This window comes from Paraburkholderia sp. JPY419, assembly GCF_050435705.1.
Lineage (GTDB): Bacteria > Pseudomonadota > Gammaproteobacteria > Burkholderiales > Burkholderiaceae > Paraburkholderia > Paraburkholderia youngii.
On the sequence record NZ_JBNDKV010000004.1, the window covers coordinates 1,726,537 to 1,745,863 of the forward strand.

Sequence of the window (19,327 nt, forward strand, 5' to 3'; positions counted from 1 at the left end):
CAAAACCGGTTGCTGCTCTTTTCAGAACTATTCAGCGTCGCGACAAGAACTTTTAGGCTCCCTATCGCTAACATCCTGCCTCTAACTCAACTTGGTCGACGGGCGAGGCAAATATGATCGACGCAGGTAATACGGACGCAGGCCCAGTCGACGCTGAACCTCCATTTTCGTCCCTTGAGTATCGGCAGCACCAAATGTTTCCGCGTCGATTTGCGCAAGATGCACGCTCGAATCACTGGCGCTTTCGTTCGCGGTGACGCGAATCCGGTATTCGGCGAGCAGCCGTTCGAAGGTCGCGCGTTCGATGCCGGACGAACGGTGGTCGATTTCCTCGAGCGCGGCCAGCGAGGCGCCGAACGTACGGGCGCGAGCCTCGTGCTCGGACATGGTGTGACGGGCCGTCGGGCGCAGTTTCAGCAGCCGGATCAGCGGCGCGAGACTGCCGCCCTGCACCACAAGCGTCGCGATGATCAGCAGAAATGTGCTGAAAACGATGAGGTCGCGGCCAGGGAAATTAGCGGGCAGCGCGATCGCGGCCGCCAGACTGACGACGCCGCGCATACCCGCCCAGCCGAGCACGACCGCTTCCTTGAAGGTCCACGGCTGGCGACCCGAGCGTTTCGTGCGCAACTGGTCGGGCAGCCAGATCGCAGCGAACACCCATGCGAGGCGCGCAACGATGGCTGCGGCAGTTGCCGGCAACGCGACACGCAGCCCGGCCGTCAACACGCCCGATTCGTGATTCACCCGTGACAGCAACGCATGCAGTGTGAGGCCGATCAGGATGAACACCAGCGCCTCGAGCACGAACACGACCGCTTCCCAGGTCGCCTTGGCTTTTATGCGCATACCGGCGTCGAATACCCGATGCTGGCGGATGCCGAGCACGAGACCGCAAGTCACGACGGACAGCACACCCGATCCGCCGACGGCCTCGGCGATACCGTAGCTGGCCCACGCCATCACGAAGGTCACGACGATGCCGAGCATCGGATCGCGCAGACGCGGCAACACCCAACACATGGCCTGGCCGCACACGATACCGACCGCGACGCCGATCAGCGTAAGCGTGAAGAACAGCACGGTTCCGCTCGTGACGGTAATCGTCGCGGCTAGAGCTGCCGAGACCGCCATCTGATAGAGCAGCAGGCCCGACGCGTCGTTCACGAGGCTTTCGCCTTCCAGCACCGCCACGAGCCTGGCGGGCAGCGGGTGGCGCTGAAGGATCGCCTTGGCGGCGACCGCGTCGGGCGGCGAGACGATCGCACCGAGCGTGAAGCACGCCGCCCACGGCAGGTGCGGGTTGAAGGCATGCACGGCGACAGCGACCGCGACGGTGGTGAACGTCACGGCCCCGAGCACGAGCGAAACGATCGTGCCGATGCCGCGTTGAAATTCCTTCCACGCCGTATAGAACGAACTCGACATCAGCAGCGGCGGCAGCATGGCCGCGAGCAGCAGGTTCGGGTCCACGTCGGGTACGCGCCTGCCGGCGACCGCGATCACACAGCCGCCGAGCAGCAGAACGACGGCAGGCGGGATCGCGATGCGCTCAGCGAGCCAGGTCAGGGCGCCCGCGCCGCAGATCAACAGCAGCAGGTAATGAAAAAACTCGACGTTGTTCATCCGCTAGAGCCCCGGGGATGGCACATCGATCACACCGTGGACGACGCCGGCGAGAACACCGGCGAACAGCGAAAGGATGGACAGTCTCATGATGCGAGTCTTGGTTGGTGAGCGTGGCATGACAGGAGCAGGAACTACGCGAAAAGGTTCGCGGAAAGAGTATAGGTTCGTCTGGATCACCAAGAGTCGGATTGAGAACATTTAATCTCTGGCACATGCCGCATATCCGTTCGATCGAGCTTGGGGACGTGCGTAAGCGCGAAGACGGCGCCGAATCGTAGCGCAAAGCTTTTAGGTCTCTCTGGGCGCAAAAGGAATGACGGCTTCATTTCAGGACTTTTTAGTTTGTGCCAAGGACTTCGGCCGCTTGCGTTATTAGAGTGCCAGCCGGCATGTGGCGCTATTCAGCGAGTTCTCGCTGGTCGCCGCATCGCTGTCCAACTCAACACGCAAGGTCGTCGCCACGCCCGCGCGCAGCGATGCAACGACGGAGATCCAGCATGAACACGCAGCAAATCGATTCGACCAGACCTTCGGCATCGCGCCGCAGGCTGCTTTCGGCAGGTGCGGGCATGGCCGGCGCCGTGGCCGCCATGTCGAGCCTGTCCGCGAATGCAGCGGCGTCCGTGACGGGCGGCTCGGTGCATACGCACGGCACCTCGCATCATCACGGCGGCAACTACCTGAGCGCGAAGGACGGCACGCAAATCTTCTTCAAGGACTGGGGCACTGGCGTGCCGGTCGTCTTCTCGCACGGCTGGCCGCTCTCGGCTGACGCGTGGGACGCGCAGATGCTCTTCCTGGTGAACCAGGGCTACCGGGTGATCGCGCACGACCGTCGCGGCCATGGCCGCTCGGGCCAGCCGTCGGAGGGCAACGACATGAACACCTACGCCGACGATCTCGCCGCTGTGCTCGACGCGCTCGACGTGAAGGGCGCGATGCTCGTGGGCCATTCCACGGGCGGAGGCGAGGTCGCGCATTACATCGGCCGCCATGGCGAAAAGCGCGTGGCGAAGGCCGTGCTGATCGGCGCAGTGCCGCCGCAAATGGTCAAGTCCGCGAACAATCCGAACGGTCTGCCGATGTCGGTGTTCGACAACATCCGCGCCGGCGTGGCGGCGAACCGCTCGCAGTTCTATCTGGACCTAACCACACCGTTCTACGGCTTCAACCGCCCCGACGCAAAAGTCTCGCAGGGCCTCGTGCAGGACTTCTGGCGCCAGGGCATGGCCGGTTCGATCAAAGGCCAGTACGAGTGCATCAAGCAGTTCTCTGAAGTCGACTACACCGACGACCTCAAGAAGATCAGTGTGCCCACTCTGATTCTGCACGGCGACGACGACCAGATCGTGCCGATCGACGATTCGGCGAAGCTCTCGGCGAAGATCGTCAAGAACGCGACGCTCAAGGTCTACAAAGGCGCGCCGCACGGCATGTGCAGCACGCACGTCGATCAGGTCAATGCCGACCTGCTCGAGTTCCTCAAGTCCTGAGGCGCCACGACGAGATCTGCGTGACACGCTTGCGAGGCAACGCGCGTCCGTTCGGAACTCTTCGGCCTGTCACAAGGACCATCAGCCGCGCGCCGCCTAAGCTCGATGCCAATCGCGGCCACCATGCTCCGCCGTGCGGCGGGACATGCGTGAGTTCGCCCCGCTGCGGTTCACGCGCGCACTGCCGCGCGCGACCCTGTCCGGCATACGCCGGCACGCGCACGGCTTGGCATGGCGCAGTAACGTGCCTGCGTCGGACCTGAACGGTTTGCTTGGGGCGCTCCCGGCTGTAGTCGCTTCGCGTTTTGAACGAACGCGAAACAGGCCTTTTGCGCCTGGCGCCCGGTTTTGAGGGGCTTCGAAAAGGGAATGAAATGGGTTTGAAACTGCAAGGCTCGCACCCGCATAGCCTCGAGATCACGCGTCTGGCTGCCGCCGTTCGCGCGAACGCTGACGATGCGCGTGTCTGGCGCTGGTACGCCGACCTCATGGAAGACGGGCGCGTGAGTTGCACGCGTACGCGCAAGGGATGGCTGATTACTGTAGACGGTCGCTGCACGGTGGAAGACGAGTCGTTCGATTGCGCCGTGCGTCGAGCGGAGCAGACATGGAGTGACATCGCGCAGTCTCAGGTCAAGCTGCTCCGCCGCGGCAACACCACTGTGAAGACGATCGGCTCGAGTTTGCCGCAGCTTAGGTGAAGCGGCGAGGTGACTTGAGGGATCGGGCGAGGTAACCCAGGGGTTCTCTCGGGCATTCGAGGCCGATGCCCGAGAGATGCCGATCAGAATGAGGATGACTGCGGGTCCTTTGCGGCTGCGTTGGAGCCGTGAGCACCCGGCAGCGAGCCGAACATATGCTGGCTGCATTTCGCCTCGCGCCATGCGGCACCCAACCTGGAACCGGACAGTACCCTGCGCGCGAGCGGAAGTATCTGCTCACCGGCAAGCATGCCTAGCAGGCCCATCAGCGCAATGGTGGGCGGCGCCGGCGACTGCACGCCGATCACACCGTAGACGACCCCGGCAAGGATGCCGGCCAACATGGAAAAGATATACGGTTTCATAGTGCGAGTCTCATTAAAGACCTGTCCCATTACAGGATTTACCCAGCGAATTCGTGAAAAGACTACCGGCTACTCTGCATTAAGAAAATCCCAATTAAGCGTTTTTAAGATTAATTATTTGAGAAAAAAATTTAATCGATTTTTAGTTGTTGCTGCCCGGTCTTCGCGTGTCAAATAACCGCAGCTGGATGCCGAATCGCCCAGCGCCAATGCACATCGGACGCCCACCGGCCATGCCGGCACGGCGACTCCCTCCTCTTTCCGGTTCAAAGGAAATACCCGTCATGAACAATTCGAAGCTCGAAGTACTCACACCGCAGAACAGCCAACTGATCATCATCGATCACCAACCGCAAATGGCGTTCGGCGTGCAGTCGATCGACCGCCAGGTGTTGAAGAACAACGTCGTCGGTCTGGCCAAGGCGGCCAAGGTGTTCGACATTCCGACCACGATCACTACGGTCGAGTCGCAAAGCTTTTCGGGTTACACGTATCCGGAACTGCTCGACGTGTTCCCCGAGCACAAAGTGCTCGAACGTACGTCGATGAATTCGTGGGACGACCAGAAGGTGCGCGACGCGCTCGCGGCGAATCGCCGCAAGAAGGTGGTCGTGGCGGGTCTGTGGACCGAGGTCTGCAACACCACATTCGCGCTGTCCGCGATGCTCGAAGGCGACTACGAGATCTACATGGTGGCCGATGCATCGGGCGGCACGTCGAAAGACGCGCACGATTTCGCGATGCAGCGCATGGTCCAGGCGGGTGCCGTGCCCGTCACGTGGCAGCAGGTCCTGCTCGAATGGCAGCGCGACTGGGCCCACCGCGCGACCTACGACGCTGTGATGGCGATCGCGAAGGAACACTCGGGCGCGTACGGCATGGGGGTCGACTACGCCTACACGATGGTCCACAAGGCAGCGCAGCGCACGGCTACGCCGCACGAGGTGCTGCCGGCTGTACCGGCACGCTGATCGCGTCGTCGCGATCGCCGAAACCGGGGCGATGCGCTCCGCGTGAAGGCGGCGGCAGCGCATGCGATCTACCAATCTCTGCGCTGCAGTGCATCTCCCGCGAGGTACTCGGGTTGAACCGCGAGGTCTCGCATCAGCATTCCAACCTCACAGAGAGACTGATCGAATGGAATCTTATCTGCTGTCCCTCGCTGCAGGGATGCTGATAGGCGTGATCTACAGCGTGATCAAGGTCCGCTCACCCGCGCCTCCGCTCGTTGCCCTCATCGGCCTGCTTGGCATGTTGATCGGCGCGCAGGCCGTGCCATCCCTGAGGCAGTTGTTGGGCTTTTAATCGAACTGATAGAAACGAGGAAACGCAATGGGCGCAACCGCTACCCATCCCGATCTGATTTTGCATAACGGACGGTTCGCGACACTGGATCGTTCGAACCCGGTCGCCAGTGCCGTGGCGATTGCCGACGGCCGCTTCGTCGCGGTCGGCAGCGAGGCGGACGTCATGCCGCTCGCGGGCCGCGCGACCAAAGTTATCGATCTCGGTGGCCGGCCGGTGCTGCCTGGCCTGATCGACAATCACCTGCATCTGATCCGCGGCGGTCTGAACTACAACATGGAGCTGCGCTGGGACGGCGTGCGTTCGCTCGCCGTTGCGATGGAGATGCTCAAGCAGCAGGTTGCGGTCACGCCCGCGCCGCAATGGGTGCGCGTGGTCGGCGGCTTCACCGAGCACCAATTCGAAGAGAAGCGGCTGCCGACGCTCGACGAGCTGAATGCCGTCGCGCCCGATACGCCCGTGTTCATCCTGCATCTGTACGACCGGGCGCTGCTCAATGCCGCCGCATTGCGCGTCGTCGGCTATACGAAGGACACGCCGGAGCCGCCGGGCGGCACGATCATGCGCGACAGCGCTGGCAACCCCACCGGGCTGCTGCTGGCGAACCCCAATGCGTCGATCCTGTACGCGACACTCGCGAAAGGCCCGAAGCTGCCGCTGGAGTATCAATACAATTCGACGCGCCATTTCATGCGCGAACTCAACCGCCTTGGCGTGACCGGCGCGATCGATGCCGGCGGCGGCTCGCAGAACTATCCGGACGACTACGAAGTCATCCGCAAGCTCCATGATGCCGGCGAAATGACGGTGCGCATCGCGTACAACCTGTTCACGCAAAAGCCGCAGGCCGAAAAGGAAGACTTCGTGAACTGGACCGGCTCGGTCAAGTATCACGATGGTTCGGACTACTTCCGCCACAACGGCGCGGGTGAAATGCTGGTGTTTTCGGCGGCCGACTTCGAGGACTTCCGCGTGGCGCGTCCCGAACTTCCGCCTGGAATGGAAGGCGAACTGGAAGGCGTAGTGCGGGTGCTCGCACAGAACCGCTGGCCGTGGCGCCTGCATGCGACCTACGACGAAACCATCAGCCGTGCGCTCGATGTGTTCGAGAAGGTCAACAAGGACATTCCGCTCGACGGTATCAACTGGTTCTTCGATCACGCGGAAACCGTTTCGGAGCGCTCGATGGATCGTATCGCAGCGCTCGGTGGCGGCATCGCGGTTCAGCATCGCATGGCCTACCAGGGCGAGTATTTCGTCGAGCGCTACGGCGCGCAAGCGGCACAAGCCACCCCGCCCGTCGCGAGAATGCTGGAGAAGGGCCTTAAGGTTTCGGCCGGCACCGATGCGACGCGCGTCGCGTCGTACAACCCGTGGGTGTCGCTCGCATGGCTCGTGAGCGGCAAGACGGTTGGCGGTCTGCGGATGTATCCGCAACGTAACCTGCTCGATCGCGATACGGCGCTGCGCATGTGGACCGAGTACGTGACGTGGTTCTCGAACGAAGAGGGCAAGAAGGGGCGCATCGTGGCGGGGCAGCTCGCCGACCTGATGGTTCCCGACCGTGACTTCTTCTCGTGCGCGGAGGACGACATTGCCGGTACCACCGCGTTGCTCACGGTGGTTGGCGGAAAGATCGTCTGGGGCGCGGGCCCGTTCTCGCAACACGATCGGCCGATCCCGCCTGCCATGCCTGACTGGTCGCCGGTGCGCCAATACGGCGGCTATGGCGGCTGGGGCGCGACGCAGCGCGACTGCGCGCCGCTCGCAGGTGCCGCCGCCGCCGCGATGTGCGCCTGCGCGAGCGCCTGCGGTTTGCACGGCCATGCGCACGCGAGCGCGTGGGCCAGTGCATTGCCGACTTCGGATGCAAAGGGCTTCTGGGGTGCATTCGGCTGTTCCTGCTGGGCGATCTGACATGACGATATGGAACGGCCGTGGCAACCCCGCATGGGTTCGCGCGGTGCTATCGCAGCCTTGGGTTGGGCCGCTCGTGCGTCTTGCGCTCGTGTCCGCCTACCTTATCGGCGGTATCAGCAAAGCGCTGAACTTCGAGGGCGCGATTGCGGAGCAGGCGCATTTCGGCCTGCACCCGGCCGCCCTGTGGGCCGCTCTCGCGGTGGCGGTCGAGATCGTCGGCTCGCTGTGCGTGGTATTGCGCCGCTTCACGTGGATCGGCGCAGGCGGCCTCGGCATGCTGACCGTCGTTGCGATGCTGGTTGCCAACGACTTCTGGAACCATGCCGGCGTCGAGCGCTTCATCGCGCTCAACAGTTTTTTCGAGCATCTTGGACTGATCGCGGGGCTCGTGCTCGCGACCCTGCTCGACGATACGCAGCGTCCGGCCGGCGAGAGCCGCGCCTGACCGATTGATCAGTACGATGAAATATCAAGGAAATTCCGCTATGAAAGCCATTCGCACTGCCTTAGTTACCCTGATGATCGCGGGCGGTCTCGTTGCCGCGCCCGTTGCTTTAGCGAAGCCGCCCGTGATGCCGATGGAATCGCCGTCGGTCGCCGTCGGTCCGCAGTACGACACGACGCACGTGTACGTGGCACCGGAGGACTTCGACCGCTTCACCGACAGCTTCGTGGCGACGTTTGGCGGCAGCAAGTCGAAGCAGGGCGTGTTCCAGGTCACGCCGACACCGAGCCAGACGATGTCGCAGCTCGTCTTTACCCCGGCAGGCACGATCTCCGTGTTCGGCTTCAAGACGCCCATGCCGTATCCGTTCGGCGCGGAGCGCACGGGCTACCTCGTGACGGACATGGACGCGGCGGTGAAGTCGGCGCGCGCACTCGGTGCGGATGTGATCGTCGATACGTTCCCCGACCCGATCGGCCGCGACGCGATCATCACATGGCCGGGCGGCACCAACATGCAGCTTTACTGGCACACCGAGGCCCCGCATTACGACAAGCTGCAGACCATTCCCGAGAATCGGGTGTACGTGTCGCCGCAAAGCGTGCACAAGCTGGTTCACGATTTCGTCAAATTCTCGCACGGCAAGGTGGTGTCCGATGACCTGAAGGCGCCGGGTGTCGAGATCGGCAGGCCTCAAGACAGCTATCGCCGCATTCGTATCGAATCGCCGTTCGGCAAGATGACCGTGCTCGTGACGGACGGTCATCTGCCTTACCCGTTCGGGCGCGAAGTGACCGGCTACGAAGTAGCGAATCTGACCGATACGCTTCAAAAGGCGAAGGCCGCTGGCGTCAATGTGCTCGTGCCGCCATTCACCTCGGCCGGCCGTGATGCCGCGATCGTGCAGTTCCCGGGCGGCTATATCGCCGAAATTCACACGGGCGCGGCGCAATGAAGTCCGAGGACACGATCCTTGCCGCGATCGCCGGCTTCGTCGACACGCTGAGCTTCGTTGCTCTATTCGGTTTGTTCACCGCACACGTGACGGGCAACTTCGTGTTGATCGGCGCCGGCATCGCCGGCTCCGGTCAGGGCGTTCTGCTCAAGCTGATCGTGTTCCCCGCGTTTATCGGCGGGGTCGTTCTCAGCAGCCTGCTCGTGCGTTGGCTCCCGCAGCGGCAGGCACGTCAGGGCGCACGCCTGCTCTATGCGGTGCAGGCCGTGCTGATATTCGGCTTTTCCCTCGCCGGCGTATGGGCGACGCCGATCAACCAGCCAGATAGCCTGCCTGTCATCCTGGCGGGCGTCGTGGGGGCGTTCGCGATGGGTGTGCAGAATGCGCATCCGCGCCTGGTCCAACGCCTTGGTGTGCCCAACACCGTCATGACGGGCAATGTCACGCAAGCCGTTCTGGATGTGATCGACATGCTGTCGCCGGGCACGCCCGACAGCGTGCGCACCGCGGCGCGCTCGCGCTTCGGCTCGATGATGCCGGCCATCGTCGCGTTCGCAGTCGGCGCGGTGGCCGGGGCACTAGGGGTGGTCTACATGGGCTTCTGGGCGCTGCTTGCGCCGGCGTGTGCCCTCGTCGGGCTCGCGGCGACCACGGGAGAACATGAGCGCGCGATTGCACCGGGGCACTCATGAATCCAGGCGGTGCAGGGAATCATCCTGTGCAGGCTCGGCGCGTGAGTGGGACGGGCCAACACAAACATAAGCCGACAAAGGCAAGGAAATCCATGGTATCGAGTAGGATGCGCGCGCGCCGATGCGCGCAGGCCGCGCGCTTGACGGCCATCGCCGGGCTGCTGCTGGCGGGCGCCGGCGCGGCGTTCGCGCAAATGGCTGCGCAACCGGTTGCAGATGCGAACCTCGCGGCTGACCCGGTCGGCGCGACCGCAGGCACGGCAGTGAACGACGCCGCATCGAGCGACGCGTGTAACGTCAAACGTCCTGCCGTCATGTTCAACCGCTGGCAGGAGGACTGGTCGGTGCTTTCGAACCCCTGCGTTCCGCGCAAGCCGCTCGACAGCCTCAAGTACATTCCGCTCGGCGGCGACCCCGCGTCATATCTGTCGCTTGGTGCGAACCTGCGTGAGCGTATCGAAACCAATGACGCCCCGCTGTTCGGGGTCGGCTCTGCGCAGTCGGATACCTATCTGCTTCAGCGCATCGAAGTGCATGCCGACGCACATCTCGCCGAGCACTGGCAGTTTTTCGTCCAACTTGAGGATGCGCGAGCATTTGGCAAAGACGTGGTCACGCCGGTGGACAAGAATCCGCTCGATCTCGAGCAGGCATTCGTAGCCTACACTGGAGCGCTCGGTGGCGGTACGTTCAAGTTTCGCGTTGGCCGCCAGGAAATGGCATTCGACTTGCAGCGTTTCATTGCCGTACGGGATGGCCCGAACGTACGACAGGCCTTCGATGCCATCTGGGCAGACTACGAATACCAGAAGTGGCGCTTTATCGCCTACGCAACGCAGCCCGTGCAGTACCGCAACGCGACCGTGTTCGACGATGTATCGAACCGCAATCTCACTTTCAGCGGCGTGCGTTTCGAGCGGCAATCCGTCGGGCCGGGTGACATGTCCGGGTACTGGTCCCGCTATAACAACGCCAATGCGCGATACCTCGACGCTCAGGGTTCTGAGCACCGCGACGTCTGGGACCTGCACTATTTCGGCACACGCGGCGGCGTCGATTGGGATGCGGAGGCGATGCTGCAGACGGGAACGGTCGGTAATAGTACGGTTCTCGCGTGGGCGGTTGGCTCGCTCGCAGGTTACAAATTCGACATGCCGTGGACGCCGCGCGTCGCACTGCAGATCGATGCGGCGTCCGGCGACCGGCACCCGCATGATGGTCGGCTCGAGACCTTCAATCCGCTATTTCCGAACGGCTATTACTTCACGCTGGCAGGCTATACGGGCTACGCGAACCTGATCCATATCAAACCGTCGATGACGCTCAAGCCTTCGGCCAATCTCACGCTGCTTGGCGCGCTGGGCTTCCAGTGGCGCGAGACGACTGGCGACGCCGTGTACCAGCAGCCGAATCAGCCTGTGCCGGGCACGGCGGGAAAAGGCAGCCTGTGGACAGGTATGTACGTGCAATTGCGCGCGGACTGGACGATTGCGGCGAACCTGGTAGGTTCGGTCGAAGCCGTGCACTTCCAGGTGGGAGACTCGATTCGTAAGGCGGGCGGCCGCAATGCCGATTACGCGGGCGTCGAACTCAAGTACGGGTGGTAGGACTTGCCGGCTATCGCCGATCCCGACGGCGTCAGGAGCGTTGCCGGGACCGCGCCATGTGTCTACGTCGCTCGGGCTTCGACTCCGGCTGGCCCGATGGACGAACGGGCTCGTTGTTCAGGCGCTCAAGGCTAACAGCTCGCCGGGAAAGCTTACATCGCCTTCGAGAGGTATTTGAACTGCCCTGCTGGCGACGTGCTCATTCGACGCGCACTGGAATTTCTCTGCGACGTACGTCCGGGTGCATTCGAACAGGCTGTACATCGCCTCCGGCCCGTCGATACAGACATTGACAAGCGACTTCGAGACAAGCTCATCGATGTTTTCAATCAAGCTGCCTGTCGTCAACGCCATGTCGTTGACGACTCCACGCAGCGAATCGAAGCTAAACGGTCCGACGAACCGGCAAAGTTGAACGAGCAGGGACTGGGCCGAGTCGCTCAACAGGTCGAAGCTGACATCGAAGGCCGCCCGTAGACAGCGATGCCGCGCCGTCGCAGTGCGGTATCCCCCGGATAGGAAGGACAGTCCATCGCTCAGCAGGCGCTGCACGCCTTCGACGCCCAACAATTCCGCCCTGCCGGCGGCCAACTCGATTGCGAGTGGAATACCATCCAGGCGCTGACAAATGTTTGCGATGCTCGCTATCTCGCCGATGCTAGGGACAAACCTCGGATGCATCTGCTGCGCACGGTGGACAAAGAGCTGGACAGCCGGGCTGTCCAACATCTCGTCGCAACGGTCCGTAAGTTTGGGAACGCCAAGCGGGTTCACCCGGAAAACCGTCTCGTTGCGAATCTTCAGCGGCTCCCGGCTCGTCACCAGCAACTGGATATTCAGGCTTGGCGCCAACAATGCTTCCACGATTTGTGCAACCACTGAGATGACGTGCTCCGCACCATCGAGTATCAACAACCACGGCGCATTCGACAGCGCTGCGCCCAGACGCTCGGAACAGACGACGTCCTCCGGCATGTCGATACCGCAACCGTACGCGATCGCACTCAGCACCTCGTCGATCGTGGCTGCGGATGAAAGATCGACAAAGGCCACCGTCGCCGGGCATGACGGCGCTATCCGATAGGCGAGTTCAAGTGCAAGACTCGATTTTCCGACACCACCTGTGCCCGTCAAGGTAAGCACCTGGGAGTCGACCAATGCCTCGGCTGCCTTGGCCACCGCCACGTCTCTCCCGACGAGATTCCCTACGCGGCGCGGGAGCGGCCGCGGACTGGCGGCAGTACGGAGTTTCGGCTGTATGTCCCGAGACGGGGCCAACCGGTAGCCACGGCGTGCCACCGTGACTATGAGGTCCCGGTCATCGCCCAGCGCCTTGCGCAGCGCAGAGATGTTGACGTCGATATTGCAGTCTTCGACGACGGTGCCGGGCCAGACCGTCTGCATCAGCTCGGACCGCGACACCACTCGACCGTTTGCCGAGGCGAGCGTCGCCAGCAAGTCGAAGGCGCGCGAGCCCAGTCGCAGGTCCTGGCCATCGCGCCGCAAACATCGCGCGTTCATGTCGAGTTCGATCCGGCCGATTTTCATAAGGTCGCCTCCAGCAAGGGAAATAGACACGCGTTTCTTCCCCAGCGGTGAGTGTTGAAGTTATGTCGGCTACCGACGGAGTGCGCGCTTTATAACGCTGCTGGCGTGTCTGAACGCAGCGTCTGTCGGGCAGGTGTCAGCCAACCCGTCGAAAACCATGAAGTCATGAATCGTGCCGATATAACGAGCGGCGTTCACTCTGACGCCTGCGCGCATGAGCTTGCGGGCGTATTCTTCGGCGTCGTCTCGCGTAATGTCGTTCTCTGCCGTGATGACGAGTGCGGCGGGCAGGTCTTCGAGTTCGGCGGGTTTCGACTTTATCGGCATCGCCGCCGCGAGTGACCGCGATCTCTCAGGAAACTGTGACTCAATGAAGCGCTCCAGCGCCCTGGCCGTCATGCCGGGCCCCGTCGCAAACTGACGATATGACTGCGTGGTGGCGTCTGCCGACAGGATGGGGCAAAACAGCGCTTGCAGGCGCAGACTCGGGCCATGCCGGTCTCTCGCCCATCGCGCCACGACTGCAGCGATGTTTCCGCCTGCACCATCGCCGGCCACCGCGACCGTGCGACCATCGAGCTGCAGCACTTCGGCATGTGCAACGACGTATTGCAGCGCGGCGTATGCCTCTTCGTTCTGTGTCGGGAACAGCGCCTGAGGCGCGGGCGAACAACGAACGAAGACAACCGCCACCTCTGCTTCAGCGGAAAGGCGTGAGACGAGCCTGCGGTGGGTTGCGAAGCTCGCCATGCGCCAGCCGCCGCCCGGATAGTAGAGCACGACGGGCAGTGAGCCCGGCGCGCCGGCCGGTCGCACGATGTGCACGTCAATGGCGCCCGTCGGTCCGGTCTTGAAGGTCAGCGCTTCGGTGATGACGGCATATTCGTCTGCGCAACTGTCGTCACTGTCGGCGCGGCCGGGGAACGATGGCTCTTGGGCGAGCAGCGAATCCGGATGCATGCCGGCTTCGGAGACCAGATCGAGAAACTGCTGCGTGTCGGGGTCCAGGACCGGGTGGGACGACCACGGCGTCGCGAGACGCGGTGACGCGGAATCGACGGTACTTGCAGGCTGAACGTGGTCCATAAAAGCCGACGTAGGAGAGTTGAGCGGTTGGCGGGGACTCCCGCTCGTGCCACACACAGTGCCGAGCGCACCTGCTGAGTTTGAAACGATGCCGAGTCCCGATAACCGCTATTGTCCAGGCGACGGGGCCGGACCGCTCAGTTAAAGTTTGCTAAGAAGCGTTAGCCGCAGATGCAAACCCGGCAGCGCGCCCGCATCAGGCGCCGCCGCGAGCCCCACCATCGCAAGCAGCACGCCACTGCACGCTTGAGCGCGCACCCGCTGATGAAAGACGCTGCCGCTGCAACGCCGGAATGCCCTCGTAGAGCGCCCGAGAGCCATTCGATGAACACCTTCAGTTTGGGCGGCATATGGCGAGTGGGCGGAGACACCACGGAAACCGGCCGCTGCGGCGTGTTGAAGTCGGCCAGCACTTCCAGCAACCGGCCGGCGCCTTCGATCTGGTTGCGGATCCCCGTCGGGAAGGCCTCATGGTTTGGCGAGGCGGGGTCCGGTCACCCCGTATTCGCGGCCGCCGAACACTGGCGCGGATGAAGGGCAACACTTGTCAGATCGGAAGGCTAGAAGAGGCGCCTGCCCTCCGGAAGCCAGACGCCACGCAACCCCACGTTGCAGAAATCGCAATGAAATGACGGTCTCGGGCGGTGTGTGCGCGTGCCGGAAAGCCGAGTAGCCGTACGCCTCGTGCTTCGCGTCACACGCTATGCAGATGGCGGCTTAATGTCCCGCAGTTGCCAGGCTCAGCCGGTTCGTCACGCCGGTGACGCCCGCGACTTGCTGCGCGTGTTGCTGCGCGAGGTCGATCTGCGCCGCTTCGGGCACGGAGCCTTCCAGCGTGATGGCGCCAGACTTGGCGACGACCGACATATGCGAAGCGTCCACCCCGCCTGCCTTGATGATTGCTTTACGAACGTTGGTGGCGAAATGACGGTCGGCAGCACGCTCGGCCTTCTGCTCTGTCTTACGCTGCGCCTTGACCGGATCCTTCGGCACGGCGGGATGCGCCTGAACGGGCGGCAAGTATGAGACCGCCGCGTCATCGGCGAACACGCTGCCAGCGTAGCCCGTCAACAGAACGATGGTAGCGAGTGCTGCGGCCGGTTTGAGCCTCGAATACAGTTTCATCTGGTCGATCTCCTTGTTTGGCGAAGCTTTTGTCCGCCGTTAAAAATTTGATGGTCGCGCGTCCGCGCGAATGATGCCGCGTCAGAGCGGTCATCGAACCGTTGCAGCTTATGGATCGCGCACCTTAAAGTCCTTGATAAAACCTGAAGTGTTATGAATAGCTCAGATCATCCCCATGCGAGTACGCTGGAGTGCACGGCAGTTCCGAAGGGGTAAGCAGATCTGCGTTGGGTTCGTCGACATGCGTGCCGAGCATGCCATGTTGGGGGCGCAGCCTAGCCGTTCAGCGGCGTTTTTGACGATCTTCGTGGTTAGCTTGGCGGAGCCGTCGATCGGCACGATCTGGTCGCCGTCGCCGCGAGGACGAGCGGGCGCGCGCTGATGTTTTTCCGGTTGTCGGTGTAGTGGATTTCTCAACGCTGCTTTGTACGCTCCTACCTGACATTCGAGGCTACGACGGAGCGAACGGCGGTAAAGCGCCTCCCAGCCGCCTCACAGTGGCCGGCACTCCAACGTCCGCAATGGCCGACAACTGCGCATTGAGCATCCTGCAGATTTCAGTTCGTGATCTTCTGCCGGGAAGGGACGTCTTCAGCGGCAGTTGTCCCCTTCCCCTGCCCCCAATCCTTTCACGTACTACCCTGCGCCCTGTCGCCCAATGAGGCGTATGCCCGATTTCCGGATCTGTGTTGCCATATAGCGGAAGCAGTGCGGGAAAGACGTCGGGAAGCTGTCAGGGCCGCCCGCGAGCAGCAGAAAGACCGGCTTGATAAGGCGATCCGGATCGAGGCGGCCCGCATGATCTCGACGGGACAGTACCCAAGCGTCGACCGACTGATCACGTACGCGAAACAGCATGGTCTGGGCGCGGATAAACCTGCGGACCGCTCGTGCATCCGGCAGGCACAGCTCGGAGCACTTGCGGGCATCCCCGGCAGCGGTCGCAGACGCAGGAACGACGCTGCGCCGGACGTGCGACTTGAACTGGCGTCGCCCAACCCTCTCCTTCACTGCGTGGGAGCACTGTGCTCTGGAGGGTTTTGGCGTCTATCATGTGTTACATCCTGCGGCACAGAAAACACCATATCGCTTCCAAACGGAAGTTTTATGGTTTCTTCCACACTGAGGTGTGGAGTTCAGCAATTGATGTCGCTGTTTTCCAACCAATTCTTGTCGTTTTGAGCCCCGAAACCGACCATAGGAACGATGCGAAACCGCCAAGGACATGCAATTCGTGTCGCCTTGACATGCGCATGCTTAAAAAATCGATGAGCCGTCCCTTTTTTTCACCAGTCACGCCCCCGATACGGCGCAACGGCGGACGGCCCGAGTTAATGACAACCATGCCGAGGCGACACGAATTGCATATCCGTTGCGGCTCTGCGTCGCTCTGTAGGGCTTTTTCGGGCCTCAAAGCGACAAGGTCAGCGGCTGACCTCGTTGGCGTGTTCTCGGCCAATGCTGACGCTCGTGTGTCGACGCCGACATGCGTGCTTACGGGCGCTCACCGGCCGTTCGCCGAGACGGGGCTACGAACGGCCGCTACCGAGTTCAACGAATGCGTACTGTCGACCCGATTCGGCCAGTCGCCCGGTTGCGACCTGCGCGGCTCTTCTCCGAGTACAGTGGACATTCGTGAGGCGAAATCGTTGGCGTGTTCACGACCTTTGCGGACGCGTGCCTTGACGCAAATTCGTGGGCAAAGTCATCCCGCGCCGATAGCTCGCTAACCGCGCTATTCACTGACTCCGCGTGTGTCATTGCGCCAGTTGCCAGCGCAGTACCGGATGCGTCGCGCCGGCAGGCATCGACCACACCCCCGTCGGACTGAAGTCATATCCGACGAACGAGGCCGGCGTGCTCATCTGAGCGGTCGTCAGCCCGTTCGCCGCGGGAATCGGCGTGCCATACAAGACGCCGACTGTGGCGTTCGTGGTGTCGGAGTTCCAGTACACATCGTTGCCGATCGTGCCTGTATTGGATCGCGCGATGCCAATCGGCCCATAGCCGGTCGGGTTTGTCACAGAGCCGGTTGCGAATGACTGGGTGATCGTTCCTGAGTTAATGACGACGAGTGCCGCGCCGCCGCATGGCGTACCGGCAGCGCCTCGGCAAAAGAAAGGTAACGATGTCGAGCCGGTTGCATAAGACTGGCTGATCGTGCCGCTGTTACCGCCGACCAGGCCGCCACCGCCCTCAGCGATATAACCCGACGAATCGACAGGCCCCGTGGCGAAGGACTGGCTGATCAGGCCGCTATTGGTGCCCACCAGACCACCGAGCCCACCCCCCGTTGACACGGCGGCGCTGCTCGAAGAACGCAGGATCGAGCCGGCGTTGGTGCCTACGAGCCCACCGGCGATCGAAAAGTCGACCGCATTGCTGAATGCGACGGTACGAACCGTGCCGGACGTGTTGACCCGAACGACCGTGCCGTTGTTGATGCCGGCCAGCAAGCCCATATAGACGACGGCCATCTGGAGGGGAGTCGTGCTCGCCGTGCCCGAAATGTCGAGGTTGCGCACGACGCCCGGGGGGCCGATTACACCGAACATACCCATCAAGCGTGAGAACTCGGAAGCCACCACCTGCGCGACCGTTAGCGAACCGATCGTATTGCCTTGTCCGTCGAACTGCCCCATGAAGGGTGTGAAGACGGTGCCGATCGCAACGAATGGCGTGCTGCTCGTCGCGCTCGCATCGATGTTCCTGCCGAGCGCGTAGTTACCGGTGAGATCGTTGGCGACGTTCGTCAGATCGGTCAGCGAGTTCACCAGCTTGTATGCGGTGATTTGCGTGACCAGCCCGCTGAATGGGGGAGGTGTCCACGCCGGGTTGCTCAGCTGCGTGCCGGCGATGTAGCTGCCGTTCATGTCGTAGAAAGCGCTCAGCGCGCCCGCGCTCTTCGACCAGTCGAGCGTGCCATTGTTTGTGACGCTGCCGCCATTGTCGATTCCGCTCGCGTCGGCGCGCAAGTTCAGATTGCCCGCGCCGTTGTTCGCGATCGTCGCGCCGCTGTCAACCGACACGTTGCGGTACGCGGCGAGCGTCAGCGAAGCGGGACCGCGCCAGCGCAGGTTCGATGCGACGTCGATGTCGCCCGTTGCGCCCATCGCGCCGGTCGTGGCGACATCAACGGAGGTGCCAGCATTCAGGCTTCGGCGCAGCGCGCGTGCAGCGGATTGATCGATCGTGAAGGCGGGCGTCGACAGATTCCATTCACCGGCACGGACGGCGGCCTTTGCGTCGAACGCCAGTTGCGCGGCGTCGGTGTCGACCGTCCCGCCGCTGCCGTCTGCGTTCGTGGCCGTGACGACGCCCGCCTGCTCGACCCGGCCGCCGTCAGCGACGAGCCAGACATGGCCGTCGCGGTTCGCCGTGCCCGTGGCCCGGATGCGCGCACCACCGCCGGCGAGCGCAAACACGTTGCCATCGGCGGCCTGCAGGCTGATCTGCGCGGCTCTGATGCGTCCGCTGTTGACGACCGTACCTTCACTGCCTGTCTGCACGAACACCTGCTTGCTGCTGGTCGAGTCCTGCAGCAGCACCTGTTCGCCTGCGGCCAGCTCGGCCGTACCGTCAGGCGCCTTGATCGTCCCTCCGTTGACGACCGCGCCTCGCGCGATCAGGAAGACATCGGCGCCACTCGAACTGATTTCGCCGAGGTTGATCACGCTCGCATTCGAGTTGCCCCACAGCGTGAGTGCGCCGCCATCCATGAACGCACAGTTGTCGGCATCGAGCGTGGACGCGACGAAACGGCCGCCCGTCGTCACGACACCCGACGGGCCTACGACCACGCCTTGCGGATTGATCACATAGAGGCTGCCCGTTGCACTGAGCCTGCCGAGGATGGCCGACGGCGAGCCGCCCGTGACCCTATTCAAGGTCGCGCCTGAGCCGTTATCGAACGTCACGCGGTTCTGGGCACCGATAGAGAAGCTGTTCCAGTCGATCACGCCGCGCGTCGAACCCGGCTGTGTGACCAGCAGCGCGTTACCCTGACCTGAGATAGTGCCGGCCCCGGCGACGTACTGACCGCCTTGCGGAAGAACGCCCGCGGCAAGCACAGCGGAGGTGAAAGACGGTCCAGCAAGCGAGATGCCTAAGGCTATCCAGATGCGTCTGGACTGCCAACGATGTGGTGCGTGACGCGCAGCCGGACGTAATTTGGGTCGTGACATACATTTCCCCTCTCCGCGTAGGGGCGGATGAGCCACTAACGACCGCGGCGCCGAGCGGAGACGCGCTGGTCGCAGTGTCTGAAGAATAGCCGTTGCAGCCGCGGATGGATGCCGATACTTCGTCGTTTTGTGCCTGCTTGTCGGGCTTTTTTGGCCGTTCGTCGTGTTGCTGCATCCATGATGCGCTCACGAAATCTGAGGTCGAGTTGCTCAAGGACGTTGCGGCCTTTTCTGTCGGTTCATAAGCTTTGTACAGCGGAGGGCGATGGCAA

General features: G+C 62.7%; 15 protein-coding genes. 9 read left to right on the plus strand and 6 right to left on the minus strand.

The window, feature by feature from the left end; genetic code table 11:
- Positions 1 to 81 precede the first annotated feature (81 nt).
- Positions 82 to 1,626 (minus strand): cation:proton antiporter, encoded by a 1,545-nt coding sequence (locus QFZ91_RS36425; RefSeq protein ID WP_429570234.1) that lies wholly within the window; start codon positions 1,624 to 1,626, stop codon positions 82 to 84.
- A 500-nt stretch (positions 1,627 to 2,126) separates the two neighbouring features.
- Here QFZ91_RS36425 and QFZ91_RS36430 point away from each other — a divergent pair, with 500 nt between their 5' ends.
- Together QFZ91_RS36430 and QFZ91_RS36435 are read left to right on the plus strand one after the other, a co-directional pair.
- Positions 2,127 to 3,122 (plus strand): alpha/beta fold hydrolase, encoded by a 996-nt coding sequence (locus QFZ91_RS36430; RefSeq protein ID WP_429570235.1) that lies wholly within the window; start codon positions 2,127 to 2,129, stop codon positions 3,120 to 3,122.
- 305 nt (positions 3,123 to 3,427) lie between these two features.
- Positions 3,428 to 3,823: a hypothetical protein gene (locus tag QFZ91_RS36435; protein WP_429570236.1), complete on the plus strand. Its 396-nt coding sequence runs from the start codon at positions 3,428 to 3,430 to the stop codon at positions 3,821 to 3,823.
- A gap of 83 nt (positions 3,824 to 3,906) precedes the next feature.
- Here QFZ91_RS36435 and QFZ91_RS36440 read toward each other — a convergent pair whose 3' ends face one another.
- The gene (locus QFZ91_RS36440) at positions 3,907 to 4,188 is read right to left on the minus strand and encodes a XapX domain-containing protein (protein WP_176126488.1); all 282 of its coding nucleotides are present in this window, start codon (positions 4,186 to 4,188) and stop codon (positions 3,907 to 3,909) included.
- 284 nt (positions 4,189 to 4,472) lie between these two features.
- On the opposite strand from QFZ91_RS36440, the gene QFZ91_RS36445 reads away from it, so the two are divergent.
- The 7 genes from QFZ91_RS36445 to QFZ91_RS36475 all read left to right on the plus strand — a co-directional run bounded on the left by QFZ91_RS36445 (position 4,473) and on the right by QFZ91_RS36475 (position 11,112).
- On the plus strand, positions 4,473 to 5,159 hold the full coding sequence (locus tag QFZ91_RS36445; protein ID WP_368718689.1) for a hydrolase: 687 nt from the start codon (positions 4,473 to 4,475) through the stop codon (positions 5,157 to 5,159).
- A 166-nt stretch (positions 5,160 to 5,325) separates the two neighbouring features.
- Positions 5,326 to 5,493 carry a DUF1427 family protein gene (locus tag QFZ91_RS36450; protein ID WP_013092658.1) on the plus strand — a complete coding sequence of 56 codons (168 nt, stop codon included), beginning with the start codon at positions 5,326 to 5,328 and terminating at the stop codon, positions 5,491 to 5,493.
- 27 nt (positions 5,494 to 5,520) lie between these two features.
- Positions 5,521 to 7,410: an amidohydrolase gene (locus QFZ91_RS36455; protein WP_429570237.1), complete on the plus strand. Its 1,890-nt coding sequence runs from the start codon at positions 5,521 to 5,523 to the stop codon at positions 7,408 to 7,410.
- A 1-nt stretch (position 7,411) separates the two neighbouring features.
- Positions 7,412 to 7,858, plus strand: a complete 447-nt coding sequence (locus tag QFZ91_RS36460) for a DoxX family protein (protein ID WP_176369939.1) — start codon at positions 7,412 to 7,414, stop codon at positions 7,856 to 7,858.
- Positions 7,859 to 7,898: 40 nt separating this feature from the next.
- Entirely contained in the window at positions 7,899 to 8,813 is a 915-nt protein-coding gene (locus tag QFZ91_RS36465) for a glyoxalase (protein ID WP_429570238.1), read from the plus strand.
- The gene (locus tag QFZ91_RS36470; RefSeq protein WP_429570239.1) at positions 8,810 to 9,505 is read left to right on the plus strand and encodes a YoaK family protein; all 696 of its coding nucleotides are present in this window, start codon (positions 8,810 to 8,812) and stop codon (positions 9,503 to 9,505) included. The genes QFZ91_RS36465 and QFZ91_RS36470 overlap by 4 nt, the downstream gene beginning before the upstream one ends.
- Before the next feature lie 92 nt (positions 9,506 to 9,597).
- The gene (locus QFZ91_RS36475; protein WP_429570240.1) at positions 9,598 to 11,112 is read left to right on the plus strand and encodes an alginate export family protein; all 1,515 of its coding nucleotides are present in this window, start codon (positions 9,598 to 9,600) and stop codon (positions 11,110 to 11,112) included.
- Positions 11,113 to 11,229: 117 nt separating this feature from the next.
- Here the strand turns inward: QFZ91_RS36475 and QFZ91_RS36480 are convergent, their stop codons facing one another.
- From QFZ91_RS36480 to QFZ91_RS36495, 4 genes are all read right to left on the minus strand, one after another.
- Positions 11,230 to 12,660: an ATP-binding protein gene (locus tag QFZ91_RS36480; RefSeq protein WP_429570241.1), complete on the minus strand. Its 1,431-nt coding sequence runs from the start codon at positions 12,658 to 12,660 to the stop codon at positions 11,230 to 11,232.
- Positions 12,661 to 12,729: 69 nt separating this feature from the next.
- Positions 12,730 to 13,746: an alpha/beta hydrolase gene (locus tag QFZ91_RS36485; RefSeq protein ID WP_429570242.1), complete on the minus strand. Its 1,017-nt coding sequence runs from the start codon at positions 13,744 to 13,746 to the stop codon at positions 12,730 to 12,732.
- 717 nt (positions 13,747 to 14,463) lie between these two features.
- Positions 14,464 to 14,871, minus strand: coding sequence for a BON domain-containing protein (locus tag QFZ91_RS36490; RefSeq protein WP_429570243.1), 408 nt, complete (start codon positions 14,869 to 14,871; stop codon positions 14,464 to 14,466).
- 1,757 nt (positions 14,872 to 16,628) lie between these two features.
- Positions 16,629 to 19,055, minus strand: a complete 2,427-nt coding sequence (locus tag QFZ91_RS36495) for a beta strand repeat-containing protein (RefSeq protein ID WP_429570244.1) — start codon at positions 19,053 to 19,055, stop codon at positions 16,629 to 16,631.
- Positions 19,056 to 19,327: the final 272 nt, after the last annotated feature.